The 17129-nt window shown below is 46.6% G+C and carries 17 protein-coding genes and 1 pseudogene; 11 read left to right on the top strand and 7 right to left on the bottom strand.

The window, feature by feature from the left end:
- The 7 genes and pseudogenes from ABY436_RS00425 to ada all read right to left on the bottom strand — a co-directional run.
- Nucleotides 1-452, bottom strand: a pseudogene (locus ABY436_RS00425) (hypothetical protein); the annotation flags it as partial.
- Nucleotides 449-859, bottom strand: coding sequence for an ExbD/TolR family protein (locus ABY436_RS00420; RefSeq protein ID WP_372737054.1), 411 nt, complete (start codon nt 857-859; stop codon nt 449-451). The gene ABY436_RS00420 and the pseudogene ABY436_RS00425, both read right to left, overlap by 4 nt.
- A 55-nt stretch (nt 860-914) precedes the next feature.
- On the bottom strand, nt 915-1310 hold the full coding sequence (locus ABY436_RS00415; protein WP_372737053.1) for an ExbD/TolR family protein: 396 nt from the start codon (nt 1308-1310) through the stop codon (nt 915-917).
- Complete coding sequence (locus ABY436_RS00410) at nt 1300-2121, bottom strand: MotA/TolQ/ExbB proton channel family protein (RefSeq protein WP_372737052.1); 822 nt, start codon at nt 2119-2121, stop codon at nt 1300-1302. Before ABY436_RS00410 ends, ABY436_RS00415 begins: the two co-directional genes overlap by 11 nt.
- Before the next feature lie 547 nt (nt 2122-2668).
- Complete coding sequence (locus ABY436_RS00405; protein ID WP_372737051.1) at nt 2669-3334, bottom strand: hypothetical protein; 666 nt, start codon at nt 3332-3334, stop codon at nt 2669-2671.
- Between the two features lie 54 nt (nt 3335-3388).
- Nucleotides 3389-3808 carry a hypothetical protein gene (locus ABY436_RS00400; RefSeq protein ID WP_372737050.1) on the bottom strand — a complete coding sequence of 140 codons (420 nt, stop codon included), beginning with the start codon at nt 3806-3808 and terminating at the stop codon, nt 3389-3391.
- A gap of 255 nt (nt 3809-4063) precedes the next feature.
- Nucleotides 4064-5167: a bifunctional DNA-binding transcriptional regulator/O6-methylguanine-DNA methyltransferase Ada gene (gene ada / locus ABY436_RS00395; protein WP_372737049.1), complete on the bottom strand. Its 1104-nt coding sequence runs from the start codon at nt 5165-5167 to the stop codon at nt 4064-4066.
- A 209-nt stretch (nt 5168-5376) separates the two neighbouring features.
- Between ada and ABY436_RS00390 the strand changes: the two genes are divergently transcribed.
- The 11 genes from ABY436_RS00390 (at nt 5377) to ABY436_RS00340 (ending at nt 17128) form a co-directional block, all read left to right on the top strand.
- Entirely contained in the window at nt 5377-6120 is a 744-nt protein-coding gene (locus ABY436_RS00390) for a DMT family transporter (protein WP_372737048.1), read from the top strand.
- A gap of 199 nt (nt 6121-6319) precedes the next feature.
- Nucleotides 6320-6517, top strand: coding sequence for an antitoxin Xre/MbcA/ParS toxin-binding domain-containing protein (locus ABY436_RS00385; RefSeq protein ID WP_372737047.1), 198 nt, complete (start codon nt 6320-6322; stop codon nt 6515-6517).
- A 780-nt stretch (nt 6518-7297) separates the two neighbouring features.
- Entirely contained in the window at nt 7298-7696 is a 399-nt protein-coding gene (locus tag ABY436_RS00380; RefSeq protein ID WP_372737046.1) for a hypothetical protein, read from the top strand.
- A gap of 97 nt (nt 7697-7793) precedes the next feature.
- On the top strand, nt 7794-8105 hold the full coding sequence (csx16, locus tag ABY436_RS00375) for a CRISPR-associated protein Csx16 (RefSeq protein ID WP_372737045.1): 312 nt from the start codon (nt 7794-7796) through the stop codon (nt 8103-8105).
- Complete coding sequence (locus ABY436_RS00370; protein WP_372737044.1) at nt 8092-9045, top strand: hypothetical protein; 954 nt, start codon at nt 8092-8094, stop codon at nt 9043-9045. Before csx16 ends, ABY436_RS00370 begins: the two co-directional genes overlap by 14 nt.
- A 40-nt stretch (nt 9046-9085) precedes the next feature.
- Nucleotides 9086-10765 (top strand): hypothetical protein, encoded by a 1680-nt coding sequence (locus ABY436_RS00365; protein ID WP_372737043.1) that lies wholly within the window; start codon nt 9086-9088, stop codon nt 10763-10765.
- Nucleotides 10762-11388 (top strand): RAMP superfamily CRISPR-associated protein, encoded by a 627-nt coding sequence (locus tag ABY436_RS00360; protein ID WP_372737042.1) that lies wholly within the window; start codon nt 10762-10764, stop codon nt 11386-11388. Before ABY436_RS00365 ends, ABY436_RS00360 begins: the two co-directional genes overlap by 4 nt.
- A complete protein-coding gene (locus ABY436_RS00355; protein ID WP_372737041.1) occupies nt 11385-12977 on the top strand; it encodes a hypothetical protein in 1593 nt (530 codons plus the stop codon). The genes ABY436_RS00360 and ABY436_RS00355 overlap by 4 nt, the downstream gene beginning before the upstream one ends.
- Before the next feature lies 1 nt (nt 12978).
- On the top strand, nt 12979-14421 hold the full coding sequence (locus tag ABY436_RS00350; protein ID WP_372737040.1) for an RAMP superfamily CRISPR-associated protein: 1443 nt from the start codon (nt 12979-12981) through the stop codon (nt 14419-14421).
- Entirely contained in the window at nt 14421-14921 is a 501-nt protein-coding gene (locus tag ABY436_RS00345; RefSeq protein WP_372737039.1) for a hypothetical protein, read from the top strand. The genes ABY436_RS00350 and ABY436_RS00345 overlap by 1 nt, the downstream gene beginning before the upstream one ends.
- Nucleotides 14918-17128 (top strand): TIGR03986 family CRISPR-associated RAMP protein, encoded by a 2211-nt coding sequence (locus ABY436_RS00340; protein ID WP_372737038.1) that lies wholly within the window; start codon nt 14918-14920, stop codon nt 17126-17128. Before ABY436_RS00345 ends, ABY436_RS00340 begins: the two co-directional genes overlap by 4 nt.
- The last annotated feature ends 1 nt before the right edge of the window (nt 17129 follow it).

Here is a 17129-nt window from a genome sequence, read left to right as displayed (position 1 = left end):
TCACCAACACCCGTTGATATTTTCTTTTCTGCTACAGACACTTTTTGCTTCGTTGCCTGCACTTGTTTTGTCTCAGTCTTGGCCGTCCTGGCTGTCTGTTTTACCTTAAGCGCCACATTTTGCTTAGGCGGCTGAGGAACCTCTGCCTGTTTGAGCGGTTCGGGCTCAGGCTTTTGCAGCGCTTCTTTTGCGGGCTCTTTTGATACCTCTTTTGGCGGCTCTTGTTGCGGCGGCGCTTCTGCTGTTAGTTCTTTAATAGGATCTGCTGGCACATCCTCTGTGGTATTAAGCGATTCCCCTAAGTTTCCGAGCATGCCCAAATCAATTTCGATCCCTTGCTCACCTTTATCCTTTGCCCCCTCAGACGGCGCAGCAAAGAACAGCCCTAATGCTAGGACGTGCATCAGTGCCGCACATATAAAAGCCATCCATCCATGACGTGCTGAAATCATTTTTCATCCACCTTAACCTGGCGAGTTGCCAAAGAGACACGCATCAATCCTGTCGCTTTAATCTGGCGTAAGACCGTTTGCAAAACATCAACAGGTAAATCCGCATCCACTTTTACCAAAACAACAAACGCCTCCGGTTTTTCTGCCTGAGAAAAAGCAGCCAGCAAACCCGACGCTAACCCTGTTTCATCAACATTCTGATTATCCAGATACAACGCCCCATCCGCGGTAACGATCAACGTTATCCCACCCTCTGCCTGCCGGGTGTTACTGAGTGACTCCGGTGGCTGTACCGTTTGTGCATCAGAACGCTGAATTTGTCCGGCAACCATGAAAAAAATCAACATCAAAAACACAACATTAATCAGCGGAATCAAATTATCGTCACGGCTCTGTGCCTTTTTCACGCTTGTGATACACGAGGCAGATCCCCTGAATAACAGCCCGCTCATGGTAAGGCTCTCATCGTAAGACACCGGCCAGCGAAACGTGCTGTGCACCCGCCTGTTTCAAATTATCCAGCAAGCTAATCATTGTCTGCGTCATCACTCCCGGCTCCACTTCAATGGAAAAAACAGCCTCAGGTGCCTTTAATACCAGTGCTTGCATCGCAATTGCATCCTGCATCTGGTAATGCTGCCCCGCATACTCGAAAGCGCCCTGGTCAGAGATCAAGTGAAGCCGGTGCACCTCAGATAATGTATCGTTACCTACCTGCGCAACTGACAGATCAACCTGTCGCCACTGAATAAAAGTAGACGACAACATAAAGAACAGCAGCAGGATAAACACCACATCAATCAATGGCGTCAGGCTAATCGCCTGACGACGGCGTACAGGCTGCAAATCAAGCTGCACGCTTCAACTCCTCATGCTCGGACCGCCCGGCCACCGGAGCCTGCAAGCCAGTAAAAACCTGAGTCACAGAATCGCTCATTAGCGCTGCTACCCGCTCCACCTTTCGCTCCAACCAGCTATGCACCACTACGACCGGTATAGCCACCGCTAACCCTACCGCTGTGGTCAGGAGCGCCTGCCAGATACCACCAGACAGCACTGATGGATCGACCTGATTACCCGCCGCTTCCATCCGCTGAAAGGCAGTAATCATACCCAGCACTGTGCCTAACAAACCAAGCAAAGGGCTTAATGTTGCAATAACTTCAAGTGGCCGCAGTAACGCACGCAACTGATTCAGGCGTAACGCTGCCACACGCTCGAGTTCATCTTTCAGCAAATCCATATCTTGGCGAACATTCAGCACGCCCCGCATCGCGATAGATACCAGCTCAGAAACAGGTCGTTTGCGCTTCAAGGCAAGCTTTGCCTGCCCATGCTCCCCTTCGCGCCACAACGCCAATGCCTGCGTAACATCACGAATACTTTCAGGCCGCAACAACGCAAACTGCCACAATTTAACCAGTACAATACTCAACGCTATAATCGAAAAGCCCAATAAAATCCAAACCACAGGCCCACCGACTATTAAGAAGTCCTGCACCCTCTCAACTACAGAAGGCGCCTCCTGAGCCAACGAAGCCATTGCATCGCCCTGATCCAACGACCCGGAAGCGGCCTCTTTCGCCAGCGGCGCTATTGATACCCCCTTATCCGACACTTCACTTGAACCCAGCTCAGCCGGGATAATCAATTCTGCTTCAACACTCACGGATGACACCTAAATAGTTACCTAACTAAAGACGATAATGATAATGATTAGCATTTGTACTTTCAAGACTATTAATTGTCTATTTTTGATAAGTTGCTAAATTAACGGCAATTTTTCGTATAGAAATGGATGGATGAACTATTTTTAAAGCAGAAAAACAGTTGAGAATAAAAACAATAAGCCTATCCCCGGGGTGGCAATTTTTATTGATATTTAAGCATTTTAATCTGGATTTAAGTGATTTTTGCCTCAATTAGACGCATATGTACGTCCTTTATACCTGAGTAAACCTGAAGACCGGATTCAGCTCGCTTACCCAAAGCGGACTTTCACAAACAGTATTTACATCTGCGGGGGTGAAGCCATCAACAATAATAGCGACATATCCCCAGGCTGTGCCCACGAATGTTGGTTTGACTCAACTCCAAAGCAACCGTGAGCAATGATTACTGCCGGAAATGGGCTATCCCCAACGGGCTTGGAAATAACTTTGTTAGAAATTATCCTTAAGATCTGTGTGCCTTTCATGCATTATCTTTGCTTCCATTTAGCCTCCGAATAGGTAAAACCAAAGTGGAACTGGCGCAATAGCGATGGCCAGCAGAAGAATAAAGGCGTGGAAAGGGACTATTTTGCTCATGCCAACAACCAGACAAATTCCACCGCCCCCACCTATAAGCGCATTCCCAGGTAGGTTTAACGCTGCAGCAATGGTCAGATACCTGTATTTTAATAGTATGGGAGCTGCCTTAGCGGGCATTTTTTCATTCAGAAACTTAAGTCGTTCCTGTTGATTTAAGGGCTCAAGCTGGTGTACCAAGGAGCTTGCCTTATTCAAATGCAGCCATTTAAGAAACCTGTAAACCAGACGAGGAGGGATGGTTCTTCCAACGATAAAACTGATTGATAGCGCAGCAAGAGTGCACAGGTATACTAATAAAGCCCCTTTGCTCCCAAGCAGCAGCATGAGAGCCAGACCTATCTCTATTCCTGGCATAAATGGTGTAGCCATCAATAATATATAAAGGAAGATAGCCCCTAGAATGATGCTATTAAGCATCGCATCATGCCTGGGAAACAATTGAAAGTTAATCTGATGCGCAAACCAAGTGCCGCCAAAATTCAAAGCCGCAATGAGAAAAATTATCAACGCGATTTTCAGAAAACGAGCTAGTCCGGAGGCTTGTGTTTGATAGTTATTTGAATCGACCATAATTAAGCGGCCCAATAAACGATGATGTATTTAACTCATTCCAAGAATGATCATTCACTCCTTTAAGGTTCCCCTGAACCAGTATTCTTTACGTATATCCCAATACCATCTTTCCTTTGTCCAAATGAAGGTTACTTCGGCTGTATCGCCATCCACGACCCCCTGCCAAGCAATCTTGCCATGGGTCGGGCTTTCGGTCATCGCTTCAAAGTGGATAGTATTGCCAATAACTGTTGTCGTATATTCGCTGCTACTAAAATTATAGGGGTCGCATGAAACGGATCTGAATAGTCCATTCTGAAAGACAATTTCCTCGTATTCATCGGGGTCCGGTTCGCGCCCCTTTTCGCCGTTATTACCGACAAAAGTCATACCATCCAGAATACCTGAGGTCTCTGCTGCAAATGAAGTGTTTGTTAAGAAAACAAATAAGAGTGTTGTATATATGAAATATTGAGGTATCCGGGAAATCATATCGACCTCCTATGTTTACGTATGCTGCCGAATATCGAAGCTCAGTAAAATAAAGATAACCTCTGCCAGATATTCGGTAAATTGACTCCCTACTAATCATCAATAGTAGCAATCCATTCTCTATCTAACCAGCAAAACGTAGCGCCCCCAATTAGTATCACAGATCAGGTCGGTTACCCGATCCAAAGGGGCCTTTCTAGCTTGCTCTTCTGATATTAGACAACACCACAAAGCAGTCGTTTGCCTCAGAACTCTTCAAAGACCTGACTTTGAGTGTGGCACTGGCTGAACACTATCTCGTGGTCGCTCTCTTTCCATGTCGAGTAATGCTCGTTTGCGCTCCAGTCCCCAGCGGTATCCACCGAGACTTCCGTCCCCTCTTAAGACACGATGGCAAGGAATCAGCACGCCTATCCGGTTTTTTGCACATGCTGATGCAACGGCCCTAACCGCTTTGGGTTTACCGATATGTACGGCCAACTCACTGTAACTGAGTACATCCCCTTCCCGGATGCTCAACAGAAATTGCCATACTTTCATTTGGAAAGCGGTACCTCGCATATCAAGTGGTAAATCAGGCCGGGGAGCGCCCTGGCCAATATGCTGTTCCAGTGCTTCCATCCAGGCATCCAGTTCAGGCGTTTTCAGAGCAGTTGAGACACTCAATCCGGCACGAGGAAATTCCTCTTTTAGCTTAGTGATCAGTGACTCTTCATCATCACCAAACTGTACGAAACAAACACCTTTATCCGTAGCGGCCATCGCCATCAGGCCAAGCGCTGTATGCCGGCAAGCGTAGGTGATGATCTCGCCAGCGCCTCCCGCTCGGTATGCTTTGGGGCTCATGCCTATGTTACGGGTTGCCTCGCCGTAAACGCGGCTAATGGAGCCAAATCCAGATGAGAAAATTGCGTCAGTCACACCGCTACCCTCTTTCAACGATTGTTTGAAGCGTCGCATTCGAAGAGCGTCCTGATAGGCTTTGGGTGAAACACCAAATGCGTCTTTGAATAACCGCTGTAATCTGGAGGGAGACAACTCTGCAATAGTTGCCAAGTTTGAAAGCGTCATTTTTTCATCAACATGCTCTTCAATATAGCGGGCGACCTTTACCAGTCGCTCCACTCCTGATATTCCTTCCCCTGTGGGCTGGCAGCGCTTACAGGGTCTGAAATCAGCCAGCATAGCGGCTTCGCTACTTGAGAAAAACCGCAGGTTCTCGGGTTTGGCCCGCCGGGCAGAACACGATGGCTGGCAGAATACCCCCGTGGTGATGACACCATAAAAAAAGTCTCCGTCGCGGGACTTATCTCTTGCGGCTATAGCGTCCCGCATCTCCTGCTCAGACGGCATCGGCATGATATGTTCCTCAATTTGAAGTTGATTACACCTATGAAAACTTACTTTCATGGGCGTTTCCATCCGCTTGTTGCTGAATAATGTCCATCCTGGTCAATGGGCAGCAATTGAACAGCATTGCATAGGGTAGAAATTGCTATCAAAGTAATTCAGGCGCAAGAATCGGATGGTATATACTTCTGACTCTCTCTAAGCTGGTTCCACTATAAATGAATACGAGAGCAGCACTGACTATGATTTCATCTATCAACACCTCCATGGGCGCTCGTGAGTGGATAATGCTTATCGTATTATCCATATTATGGGGGGGATCATTCTTCTTTGTCGGTGTTGCTGTTACTGAGTTGCCTCCATTGACAATTGTGACGCTCAGGGTAGGACTAGCAGCCATAGCGTTATGGAGTATTGCTCTGGTCATGGGGCTGCGTCCTCCAAAGAGCGTAAAGATTTGGATTGCTTTTCTGGGAATGGGATTGCTAAACAATGTCATGCCATTTGTTCTTATAGTGTGGGGGCAAACTCAAATAGCATCTGGACTCGCATCGATTCTTAACGCTGCGACCCCCATTTTCACCGTTGTCGTCGCGGGAATACTCCTACCTGATGAACGAATGACTCCATTGAAACTTGCGGGGGTAGCAGTCGGCTTTATCGGCGTCGTTGTGATGATCGGACTACCAGCGATAGGTGGCGGCGGTAGCTTGCTTGCACAAGTCGCCATCATTGCAGCGACTTTGTCTTATGCATTTGCAGGCGTATTTGGCCGTCGATTCAAAACAATGGCTATCAACCCGATTATTACGGCTGCTGGTCAGGTCACTGCATCGGCACTCGTATTGACCCCCATCACCCTCATGGTAGACGGGCCTCTCGATATTGCAGAGTCCAGCCCGGAGACATGGACAGCCATTGTTGGGCTTGCTGTTCTCTCCACCGCTATTGCCTACGTGTGAGTGAACAATAAAGATGCTAAGTAGCCTCCTATATAAATCAAACAGTTAACAACATGGCCATTTACACAAAAAACAATAAAGTCATTAACCGACCCTTTTAGTTGGTTAATGACTTTATTGTTTGATTTCTCAAGAAGCAAATCATGGTTCATAAACGGATGTATAGCCATATACGCATAAGCGCAGCAAGCAACTTTAAATGCTGAACAACCTCCGGTATAAGTGGCATGCGAGTGCTACAGAGTATTTCGGCGATGAAGATCAGGCTAAAAAGTGGATGCATACGCCTCAGGTTATTTTTGGCAATAAATCTAATATTGAGTATCTCGATACTATGACTGGCATCGGATACGTCAGCGACATTATCAATCGAATGAAATATGGAATGATTACTTAATCATCGACCTTATTCGACTAGCCCATGCCAATTAGTAAGATCTCTACGGCGCTAACGACATGGCCGTTAGCATTACAAGAGGCTACCGTTTCTCTTTACAGTTTCATCGATATTGAACAGGCATGACATTACCCTCTAATAATATAGGCACGTTAATGATGATTAACGTGCCTAACGTATCATCATGAAAAACCACCAGTACACTCAAGGGAATTCAAAATCCGTTGCCGGAAGCTGCTACAATTCGACTCCAGCCACTGCCACCACTTAACCTACTGATAAATAATCGATCGCCTCTCGCCGTTCAATAATGAGTGTTGTACTTATTATCTGAAATCCCCAATAAGGTTCGCTACGGGGTAGGATTACTATGTTATCACTCAAGTGGAGAGTTATCCGGCGTCTCCCGGTTCATCTTTAAAGCATATGAAAAGCACTTAATTCAAAAAACACACCAGCACGAGTCCGCTTTGAGTGGTTCACCTTTAAAGGTTCATTTTAAGTGGTTTCGTGTTTTATTTACGAGTGATTGTCATGGCTGGCGTGCGGTTTCTTTTGGGCATACCTGAATCAGGCAGATAATCTAAGGAAAGAAGATACACCGAGAATCAAAAGAAAAAGCCCTCTTACAGGAGTTACACATACCCTCTTTCAATGTTTTTTCAAAACGTACTCTTGATATGTAGAGTAATTTATGGTTTTTGGTTAGTCAGATTTATTTCATATCAGAGACGGATTACCGAATTAATATGAAACAAAGCAGTACAGGATGTTATCAGGATGAACGAACTGCATATCGGCCTTTGGGGCGAGGACAACTTTAAAAACTATCCGTCGCTGGTTTCACTGAAACACTTGGCTACCTTATTAATACTGGGGCCTGAATCTCAGCTGCGATCCATTCCCTCAAACTTTGCAAGCCGTTACGAAAATCCACTATTTTTTGCTTGGATCAATGCACCGAGTAATCTGGCTGCAACACCTGCTCATGACCTCGCCAACTTAAAAGTGTATTTCCGACTACACCCGATAAAGCTACTGACTCATGGTATGAAACTCTTTGCCTATGATTCGCTATGCAAGCTCAACAGAAGCATTCCACAACTAAGATCTACGCCCAAGTCTGGCAGTCCTAGTATCCGGGCAAGCTACCAAGCGCTTAGCAAAACGCCTAATTGAATGGATAAATCAGGTGAGTGACAATCTTGTCAGTATGGACAAAGAAAACTGAGACCGGAATTATAAGGCTCAGGATACAAGGAATGAGCAGTCGGACATGCCAAAAAACTACTTAGTTAGTCGCCACCCAGCCGCTATCGACTGGATTAGCCAGCAGATGCCAGTTGATCAGGTCATAACCCATCTGGATATCAATTTAATAGAAGTCGATGACGCTGTCATTGGAACTCTGCCCATTCATGTCGCAGCGCAGGTCTGTGAACGTCAGGCTAAATATGTTCATTTGAGCCTTGATATACCTTCTCAGTGGCGAGGTAAAGAATTAGATACGGTTGAATTTAAGCAGTGTGCGCCACGGTTAGAAGAATTTAGCATTAGTAGGGAGAAAACAGATAATGAGTCCAGGTAAGAAATTCAAGACCAGTATAAATAGTGCTGTTGAAGATGCATTCGGCAAGAAAGTTCTCTGGGTTATTTTCTTACTCATCTTAGTAAGTTGGTTCTCAGATTTATTATTAGACCTGATAAAGCATTTTTTAACGCCCTCTCTACAAGGGATTATATTAACGTACGATATCAACATTCTTGTCGACTCTTTTATCGATACTCTTATTATAACAATAGTACTTATTGTGTTCTGGATCTTTTACAAGAAGGGTGTGAGTTCTTATACCTACGCGGATCGTTACGACTTACTAGACGGTACCGAAAAGGTTAAGAAAAATATCCTATTGTGTATTCTATCTCCTTATAAAGCCTACAACATCAAAACAGATATAACACGAGAGCAAGGCGATGAAATACCAACAGAGACGACTGGTTTTGACACATTAGATAAATTTGCCAGCAATTTAAAAAATATTCCGCGAGATAAAACAGCACGTGATCTCAGGGGTACGCTTTACCAAAGTAACTGGATACCTTCTTTAAGGGTTATTGAGCAGTATCCTGAGATAAATGAAATCATTGTTATTACAACAAGTGGTAATACTGGCTCTTATGAGCAATATGAAGTTTTCAGAGACTTTTTGAAAACAAAGTTCTATAAAAGGAATATCAATGTATTCAACTACAAAGACTATATTGTAAACAATGACATAGCTTCAAACTGCGCCAAAGGTCTTCCATCTAATAACTTCAAACAGTTCACAGAAGCAGTGCTTCATATTATTCACAATATCGACACTAAAGATGGACAGAACTGCAAAAATGTCGTTATCGATGTCACTGGCGGTGTCAGCTATATGACAGCAGTTTTATCGGCTGCCTCCGTGAAAAACGGTATCGAATTACACTACACAGACACTCATGAATTCACTTCTCACGTACTTGATATAAATGTCAATTAATCAATAACAGTTACCCCACAGAACGGAAAGGGAGGACATGATGTCCAGAACCGCATATCTATTCGAAACACGCTCAGTACAGAGCTTCATTTTTGAAGGTGGTAAGCTCAGAGATATGGTCGCTGCCAGCGATCAGCTGGATGCTCTTTGCGGCAAGCCTTTGAAAGATGTACTGGAAACTTGCCAGTTGAGCGAGAACGAGAATATCTGGTTTTCTCGTAAAGCCGGTGGTGCTGTTTACGCTATTCTGAGTGACCCGGCGAAAGCTGAAGAATTACGGAGCCTGTGGTCGTTCTACGTCAGAAAGCACTTTCCGGGAGTAGAGATAGTACAAGTTATTGAAACAGCTGAAACTGTACCAGAAGCGATAAAAAATGCGCTCGAAAAAATGGCGCAGCAGCGAAATATACTGATGGCACAACACCCGGTTCCGGGGCCTCTGATACGCCGCTCGCCAAGAACAGCGCAACCCGTCGTTAAATGGGATCACTCACGTTGTGAATGGGTCGATGATGCTACCCGAATTAAGCGCGAGAAAAAGCAGGCTCCGGCATCCCTCGTACCGAAGTTCATACCTGCTGGTAAAACCTTCAAGCCTGAACAATGGCCTATCAACCTGGAACCGAAAGAGGGCGATTTCCCTTTTATAAACGACGATCGCGGCATTGCCCTGATCCATGCCGACGGTAACGGCATCGGCGAGCTGTTAATGGTGCTGGGCAAAGTTATAGAAACCGTTGTAAGCCTTGCAACCGAACAGGGAAAAAGCAGTGATCTCCTTTACGTAGAGCTATTCCGCAAGTTCTCAAATGCGATGGAAGCCGCTACACAGGCTGCGGCAAAAGACGCTATGCAGGCAGTATTTGCGTCTATACCTGCAGAAGACTCGACTATCCCTGCCCGTCCGCTGGTTCTGGGCGGGGACGACCTCACTATTTTGATCAGAGCCGACCTAGCTCTGCCCTTTGCAGCAGAGTTCTGCACAGCCTTCGCTCAGCAAACCGCAGAAAAGCTGGCCGACCTGTATCAAACGGTTCGTGATGAACTGGGGCGGGATCAGGTTGAAATAGAGGGACAGACATACCATATTAATCGCCTCAAAGTATTAACTGCTTGCGCGGGCGTTGCTTTCATCAAGTCTAACCAGCCATTCCTTCAGGCACATCAGCTTGCCGAGTCCCTCTGCAAAGAAGCGAAGAGTCAGTCTCGACAAGCTATCTCTGCTGCAGATCAGGGTACCTTGATGCCAGCTGCCATCGCTTTTCATCAGGTTTCAGCCGCACTCATCGAAGAAGTCAAAGAGATTCGAAAGCATGAATGGAGCATTACTATAAATAAAAGCCAGAAAGAACTGGCAATGGGCGCTTATGGTTTAGATTGCAACTTGCCAGAATTCACCAAGCTGCAACAACTGGCCGACTTATTCGGGAAAGAAAAACTCAACCGCAGCGGCCTGCGCCAGGTTGCCACGTTATTGAAAGAAGACACAGATAAAGCTCAGCAACGTTACGCTCGCTGGCGAGATATCGAAGCGGCAAAAACATGTACAGATAACAAGCCTCTGCTGGAACAGTATGACCAGTTACTGGCAGCAATCTGCTCACTTGAAAGTAAGCATAAAATCCCCTTCGATTCGGTGACAGGCAAAAGCCCGCTGGTTGATCTACTCCTCCTCACCTACCTGCCAACTGTGCCAAATACGGAAGGAGAAGCCGCGTGAATATACAACTCAGAATAGATATTCAGAGCTACTGGCATGCAGGTACAGGACGAACCAGTGGCAGACATGTTGATAGCCTCGTCGAAAAAGACAATGCTGGCATCCCTTTACTGAACGGTCGTCATCTGAAGGGATTACTGCGTGACGCTGTAGCCAGCGCAGCCCACTGGGGCTGGTTTGAAGAACTCGATTTGCCTGTCACTACACAAGAGCTGGAAGATTGGCTGTTTGGCACACGGAATGAGAACGATGATGATGACAGCTCACGTTTTACGACGGTTGCAGGCCTGGTGTTCATCAGTAATGCAGAGCTACCTGAAGTTGATCAGATAATCATTAATGACGCGCAGCTTAAGCCAGGCCTGTACCGGAATATATTCTCGACTGCCATAAATGAAGCAACAGGTACTGCCAAAGACCGCTCGCTCAGAGGCGCCGAAGTTGTCATCCCGCTAACCCTCTTTGCCGAGATCAGTTTTGAGGCTGATAAAAAAACTGAACTAGCCGTATTTAAGGTACTTGAAAAGTCACTTTCACTTATCGACCACGTAGGCGGGATGCGTAATCGCGGGTTAGGAAGGGCGACCCTTACAATGACAGAACAAGGAGGTAAAGCCGCATGAAAAAAGCACTACTCATAACGCTCATAGATGATGTCATCATCAGTGCCAGTTCGTCGACAACAGGTGGACACCGCACATTAGATTACATTCCCGGCAGTCTGTTATTGGGGGTAGCGGCGGCCAATCTTTATAAAAAAATACAAGAACCGAGTGAATCCTGGGCACTCTTCCATTCCGGCCATGTTAGTTTCCAGAATGGCTTTATTCTCAGCGCTGGAGGGCATCCAACCTTTCCATCGCCTCTCTCTTTGCACTATTACAAAGGCGCAGAGCCAGACAAAGACAACACACTCTCTGCCAGCACCATTATCCGCCCGGGGATTGATGAAATTAACAAGAGTCGACAGCCCAAGCAATTACGTGGGACCTATATCACCGCATCAGGCGAACAGGTAACCGTAAATAAGGCAGCGACGATGAAAACAGCCATCAACAGCCGAACGGGGCGTGCGGCAGAATCACAGCTGTTTGGTTATGAAGCCTTGTGTGCGGGCCAGCGTTTCTTGGCATTTGTCGAATGTACGGATAAAGTACCCGCAGACTTATTCAACACACTAATCAACTCGCTTGAAGGGCCTGCACGAATAGGCCGTTCTCGTTCAGCGCAATTCGGACGAATTGAGATTCAAGTGTTAAAAGAAACCGATTTTATCCCTGAAAGCAATATCAACGTTGGAGCTACACAACTGACGCTTTGGTGTTTATCGGATCTAGCCTTATGTGATACTAAAACCCTGCAACCCACACTGCAGCCTCAACCTGAGTATTTTGGCTTAAGCGGAGGCCAATTCGACACGTCCAACAGTTACATCCGCAGCCGTGCCTACAGCCCTTTTAACAGCTACCGTAAAGCCTTTGATCAGCTTAGAGAGGTCATCACTCAGGGCAGCGTGATCCATTTCACAAACCTTGATCCACTGACAAAAGAACAACTGGAACACTTACAGCACCCACAGGGATGTTTTACTGAGAGTGGATTGGGCATGGTAGTGGCTAATGCCGACATTTGTACAACAACGCCGCTGAAATTTTCTACCGGAAAAACAGTTAACATTCCGCAACAGCAAGTCGACACGAAAAACGAAAGCGCTCTTATTCAATGGCTACGCGCACAACCGGGAGACCAGGTGTCTAGTACTAACCAAATCTGGTTGGATGATTTACTGGAGAGCATCCGCAAACAGTATGTGGCCGCACGCCAATTAAATGCCGTTGACCCGAAACAACCGATTGGCCCGAGCGCCTCCCAATGGGGCGCTGTATACCAGACCGCACGAGACCTTCGTAACCAGCCTGATAAACTTTACGAAACACTCTTTATCGGTGAAAAGATAGCGATTTGTCGTGAACGAGCCGGCAGTGTATACAGCTGGGGACTACAAGTTAGCCCGGACCATACCTTTGTTCAATGGCTGTTTTCTCAACTAATTCCGAATCGGGAACTGTCAAAGACGCACACTCTCATTTCTATAAAAGATAAGGATCAGTTGGTGCTAGATGGATCGTTTAGTGCGGGAATTGCCTTACTGGCTGCCGAAATGCGCAAGCCTCGTGGTGAAAAAATAAGCTTAGCACAGGAGGGCAAATAAGATGCTGAAAACGCGTCCCTATCTCTATCTGGCAAGAGTTCAGATAGAAGCCACCTCACCGATATCGGTTCAAACTGGGCATGCAGAACTGAACTTTGATACAGCATTGGTGAGAGATGCCAATGGCTTACCTTCATTGCCCGCTACTAGCATTCGCGGCGTATTACGCCATCTTTACTTACAACAACTGGACTTACGGCAACTGGGTAAAGAAAAATCGCAGGCGCTCTTTGGCTACGGCCAGCTTGACCAGCAAACAGGTGAAGATGATGCGCAAATTTCACAGGTACAGGTCAGCTGGGGGATGGTCCATGATTCCAACAATACACCGATCGAAGGCCGGATTGATCCCAGCCAAGACTCCATATTGGACGAACTCAGCCAATCACAACCTTTAAAGCGCGAACGTGTGCGCTTGAATGACAAAGGCTGTGCCGAAGATAATGGCAAGTTTGATGTTACGGCCGCCCCCAAAGGAGTACGTTTTACGTTTGAGTTAAAATACTGGAGTGATCAGGAAAATGATTCGAGCTGGCTAGCCTTACTGAACCTGCTTAAGCAACCTGCTTTTCGTTTAGGCAGTAATACCCGGTCCGGCTTCGGGGCACTCTGTATCAAGCAAATCAAGAGCCGCTGTTTCAACCTGAAAAATGCCGAAGATGCTACCGCATGGCAGAATCTAAGCCGAAAATTATCAGATTTCCAAGCACTACAAACGCACTCAACTGAAGCCCTCTCTACTAAAGAAGGACACATAATCGCGACAATTAACCTAACAGGCGAAGGGTTTATGCGCATTGGCGGCGGCGATATCCCGGTACATAACAGTGAAGAACCCGCTGATTTACCCATGCAATCTGAAAAGTACCTGCTATGGGATATCAATAAGGCCTCCTTCAGCCAGCGCTACCCGCTTATTCCCGCTAGTGCGATAAAAGGGGCGCTGGCACACCGGTTGACCTTCCATAGCAACCGACTAAACGAACAGTTTAGTGATAAGGACAGAGCTAAGGCCACGTTAAGGGAGCAGTGCATCGATGTTAAGCAGCTCTTTGGCTATGCCAGCGATACAGACAAAACAACAGATGGCCAGCGAAAAACCGAAGGTGCCGCAGGACAGGTTCTACTAAACGATATCTACCTCGACAAACCCATTCAAACCAGCAAACTCTGGCATAACAAAATAGATCGCTTTACCGGCGGCGTCATAGATGGCGCGCTCTACTCCGAAGAAGTCCTCTATAAGCCCGAATTCACAATCAGCCTGACGTTCCTGAAGCCAGAAAAAGTTGGTAAAAAAGCCAGAGAGGCACTGCTAGCGACACTGAAAGACCTCTGCCAAGGCAGACTTCCTTTAGGCGCCAGCGGCTCAAGAGGATTGGGTAGCTGCACAGGCGACATCGTCTGGAGTGACGAAGGCCAATGGATAAAGGGAGGTGCATAATGGAATACCAGAAAACCTTAGCCAACATTAATCAGTTGGCAGAAAGTACGGGCAGTAAAGAGCTGCAACAGATCAAACCGGTCGCACTCAACTATGCCCTTACGACGTTGACCGACCCACAGGAAGTTATCAACAAGCTCCAGGCCGCCGAAATCGATTGCGGGTGGATCACCTGGCCCGATGAAGTGCAGCGCATAGAAACAGGCGATGCACTTAATCTGGATCACACAATGGCGCCTCTTGAGGCGGAGCTGTTGCTGAAAAACGGTAACAGCCTGCGATTGAATTACCGAAACAAACGATGGAACTGGTTAGAGATCACGCTTAACTGGCTAGACAGTGCTGATGAAGCCGACGCCCTTGCTGATCGTATCCACTTCGAATCCAGAGAAAAAGGACAAGCCCCGCTTGGATACGCTCGTATATGGGAAGACCTCCCGCAAAGTGGCATGACGACAACCGATGCCATCTTCATAGGATTTACAGGAGGTAACCCATGAGCATCCATACCCCATATAACTTTGTACCGCTATCCCGCTTTATCTTCCTCCCCCACTGGGCGGATCAGGTATCGCACGATATGCCGTTCAGTGACGGAGTAAGTGGCACGTTGCATGTCGAGATGACCTGTCATACACACATCCTGGTAGGAGGTCAGCAAAAACCTGCTACCGATAAAGAACCCGGTCTGGTCGAATTCTTCAAAGCACCAGACGGCACACCTGTCATTCCCGGAAGCACTATTAAAGGGGCCTTAAGCAATGTGCTTGAGATTGCTAGCTTTGCCCGGTTTAACCGTTTAGACGATAAACGTTACAGCGTTAGAGACCTAAGCACTTCGGATAACTTCTTTACTAAGCAATTCATCAGTAACCCCAAGGGGGGAAAGCCGGGCTGGTTGAAATACAACACCCAGGCAGGCTGCTGGCAAATCACTCCCTGCAAGATGGCCCGCATACTTCAAAGTGACATCATCAAAGCATGTGATGATGTAACCGAACGCTGCTGGATCGATAAAAAGAACGCCAAAGCGCATCAACGCTATGAACTGCTGGGTGGCTTCAGGGGTATAAAATTCATAACGAGCCAACATAAAAACAAAGGAGTCACCGCCGTACCGGATAAGCAAGGGCAATATGAAGGTAAAATCGTTGTCACGGGCCAACCCGGCAAGGTGTTTAACAACTCCACCGGAAAAATAAACAAAAACAAGAAATGGGAGTTTGTTTTTTACTCCCCTGCATCAGAAAGTAAGACAGTACCCCTGTCTGTGATTCGCGACTTTAAGTTTATTCACAACGAGTCGGAAGACTGGAAATACTGGGAGCAAAAGAAAGCCGCATATTCAGAACAGGGTGTACCTGTGTTCTACATGGAAAACAGTACGCAGATCGCTTCGATGGGGTTGTCCTTTCTTTACAAACTGGCTTATAAAAACACCACCCATGATGCCGTAAAACATACTCAGGCCAGTCATATTGATGCCACACACCCAGACCTGCCTGCTCTGGTTTTCGGCCAAATAGATGAAGGTGAAGGCCACTCTTTGCGCGGCCGTGTCAATATTGGTTCAGCTCAATTAAAAGGCGAAGCCGAATATGAACCGTTGCCGGCCACTATACTCAATGGCCCTAAACCAACCTACTATCCGGCCTATGTCCGACAGGACAAAGGCGATGGACGTGGCCAGTTAGCTACCGCTAATGACTACAAAACCCTGATGGATAAAAATGCCGAACTAGCCGGTTGGAAGCGTTATCAGGTATGGGAAGATGTCGAAATTTCAAGGCTAGACGCGAAGCAACTTGAGAACACTAAGGTACAGGTAAAACTGCTGCCATTAAAACAAGGAGCCCAATTTTGTTTTAAAATTCATTTTCACAACCTACGCGAAGCAGAGCTAGGCGCGCTGCTTTGGAGCCTCGACTTTGGCGAAAAAGAGGGAGTGTTCCATAACATCGGAATGGGTAAGCCTTTTGGTATGGGCCGTACCTCACTCCGAATAACCGGTTCTGATTTACAAACAATGAGCGCAGACCAACAACAGGGCAATGCCTTACTGAAAAAAGCCAGATTCAGCTTTACGCATCTGATGAATTCAGCCTATTCCGAAGCCACTGAAGAACATAGCTGGCAAGAATCACCTCAGTTGAATGAGCTGTATGCGATGGCAGCACCACGCGCCAATCCAAATCAACCATACATGCAACTGAATGAGTACACTAATTCAACAAAGACTGACAACCTCAATGTTTTACAGTCAGCTACCAAAGAAGAATTCAAGTCTCTCGACCTGCCAGTTAACGCACAAGCTGAGCCAAATAAATCGATCAACTTGCTAACAGATGAACGCTACGAAGCGGTTCAGGCCGAACAACATGCGGCAGGAGAAGCAGCACAAAAAGCAGCACAGGAAGCAAAAGCAAGGGAAGAGCGCAGAGCCCGCCTATCTGAAGAAGCCCGGCAAGTATTCGATCTGGAATCCCTTGCGCAAGAATTTTTGCAAAATAAAGATAACAATAGTGCCCGTGATGCTCTCAACAAACTGATGCAGCAATCAGCAAAAGAGGATTTTATAAAATCACTAGGCCAAGACACCTTGCTGCAATGCCACGAAGCCATCCAACCATTGCATGAAGCGGGTGTTTTACCGAACCAGAAACAGCTGAAGAAACTTCAAAAAGCATTAGATAAAGTACTGGAATAAA

The sequence above is a fragment of the Neptunomonas sp. genome, assembly GCF_041601355.1.
Lineage (GTDB): Bacteria > Pseudomonadota > Gammaproteobacteria > Pseudomonadales > Balneatricaceae > Neptunomonas.
The sequence above is the reverse complement of the archived record's forward strand: the minus strand, read 5'-3'. Positions and strand labels throughout refer to the sequence as shown.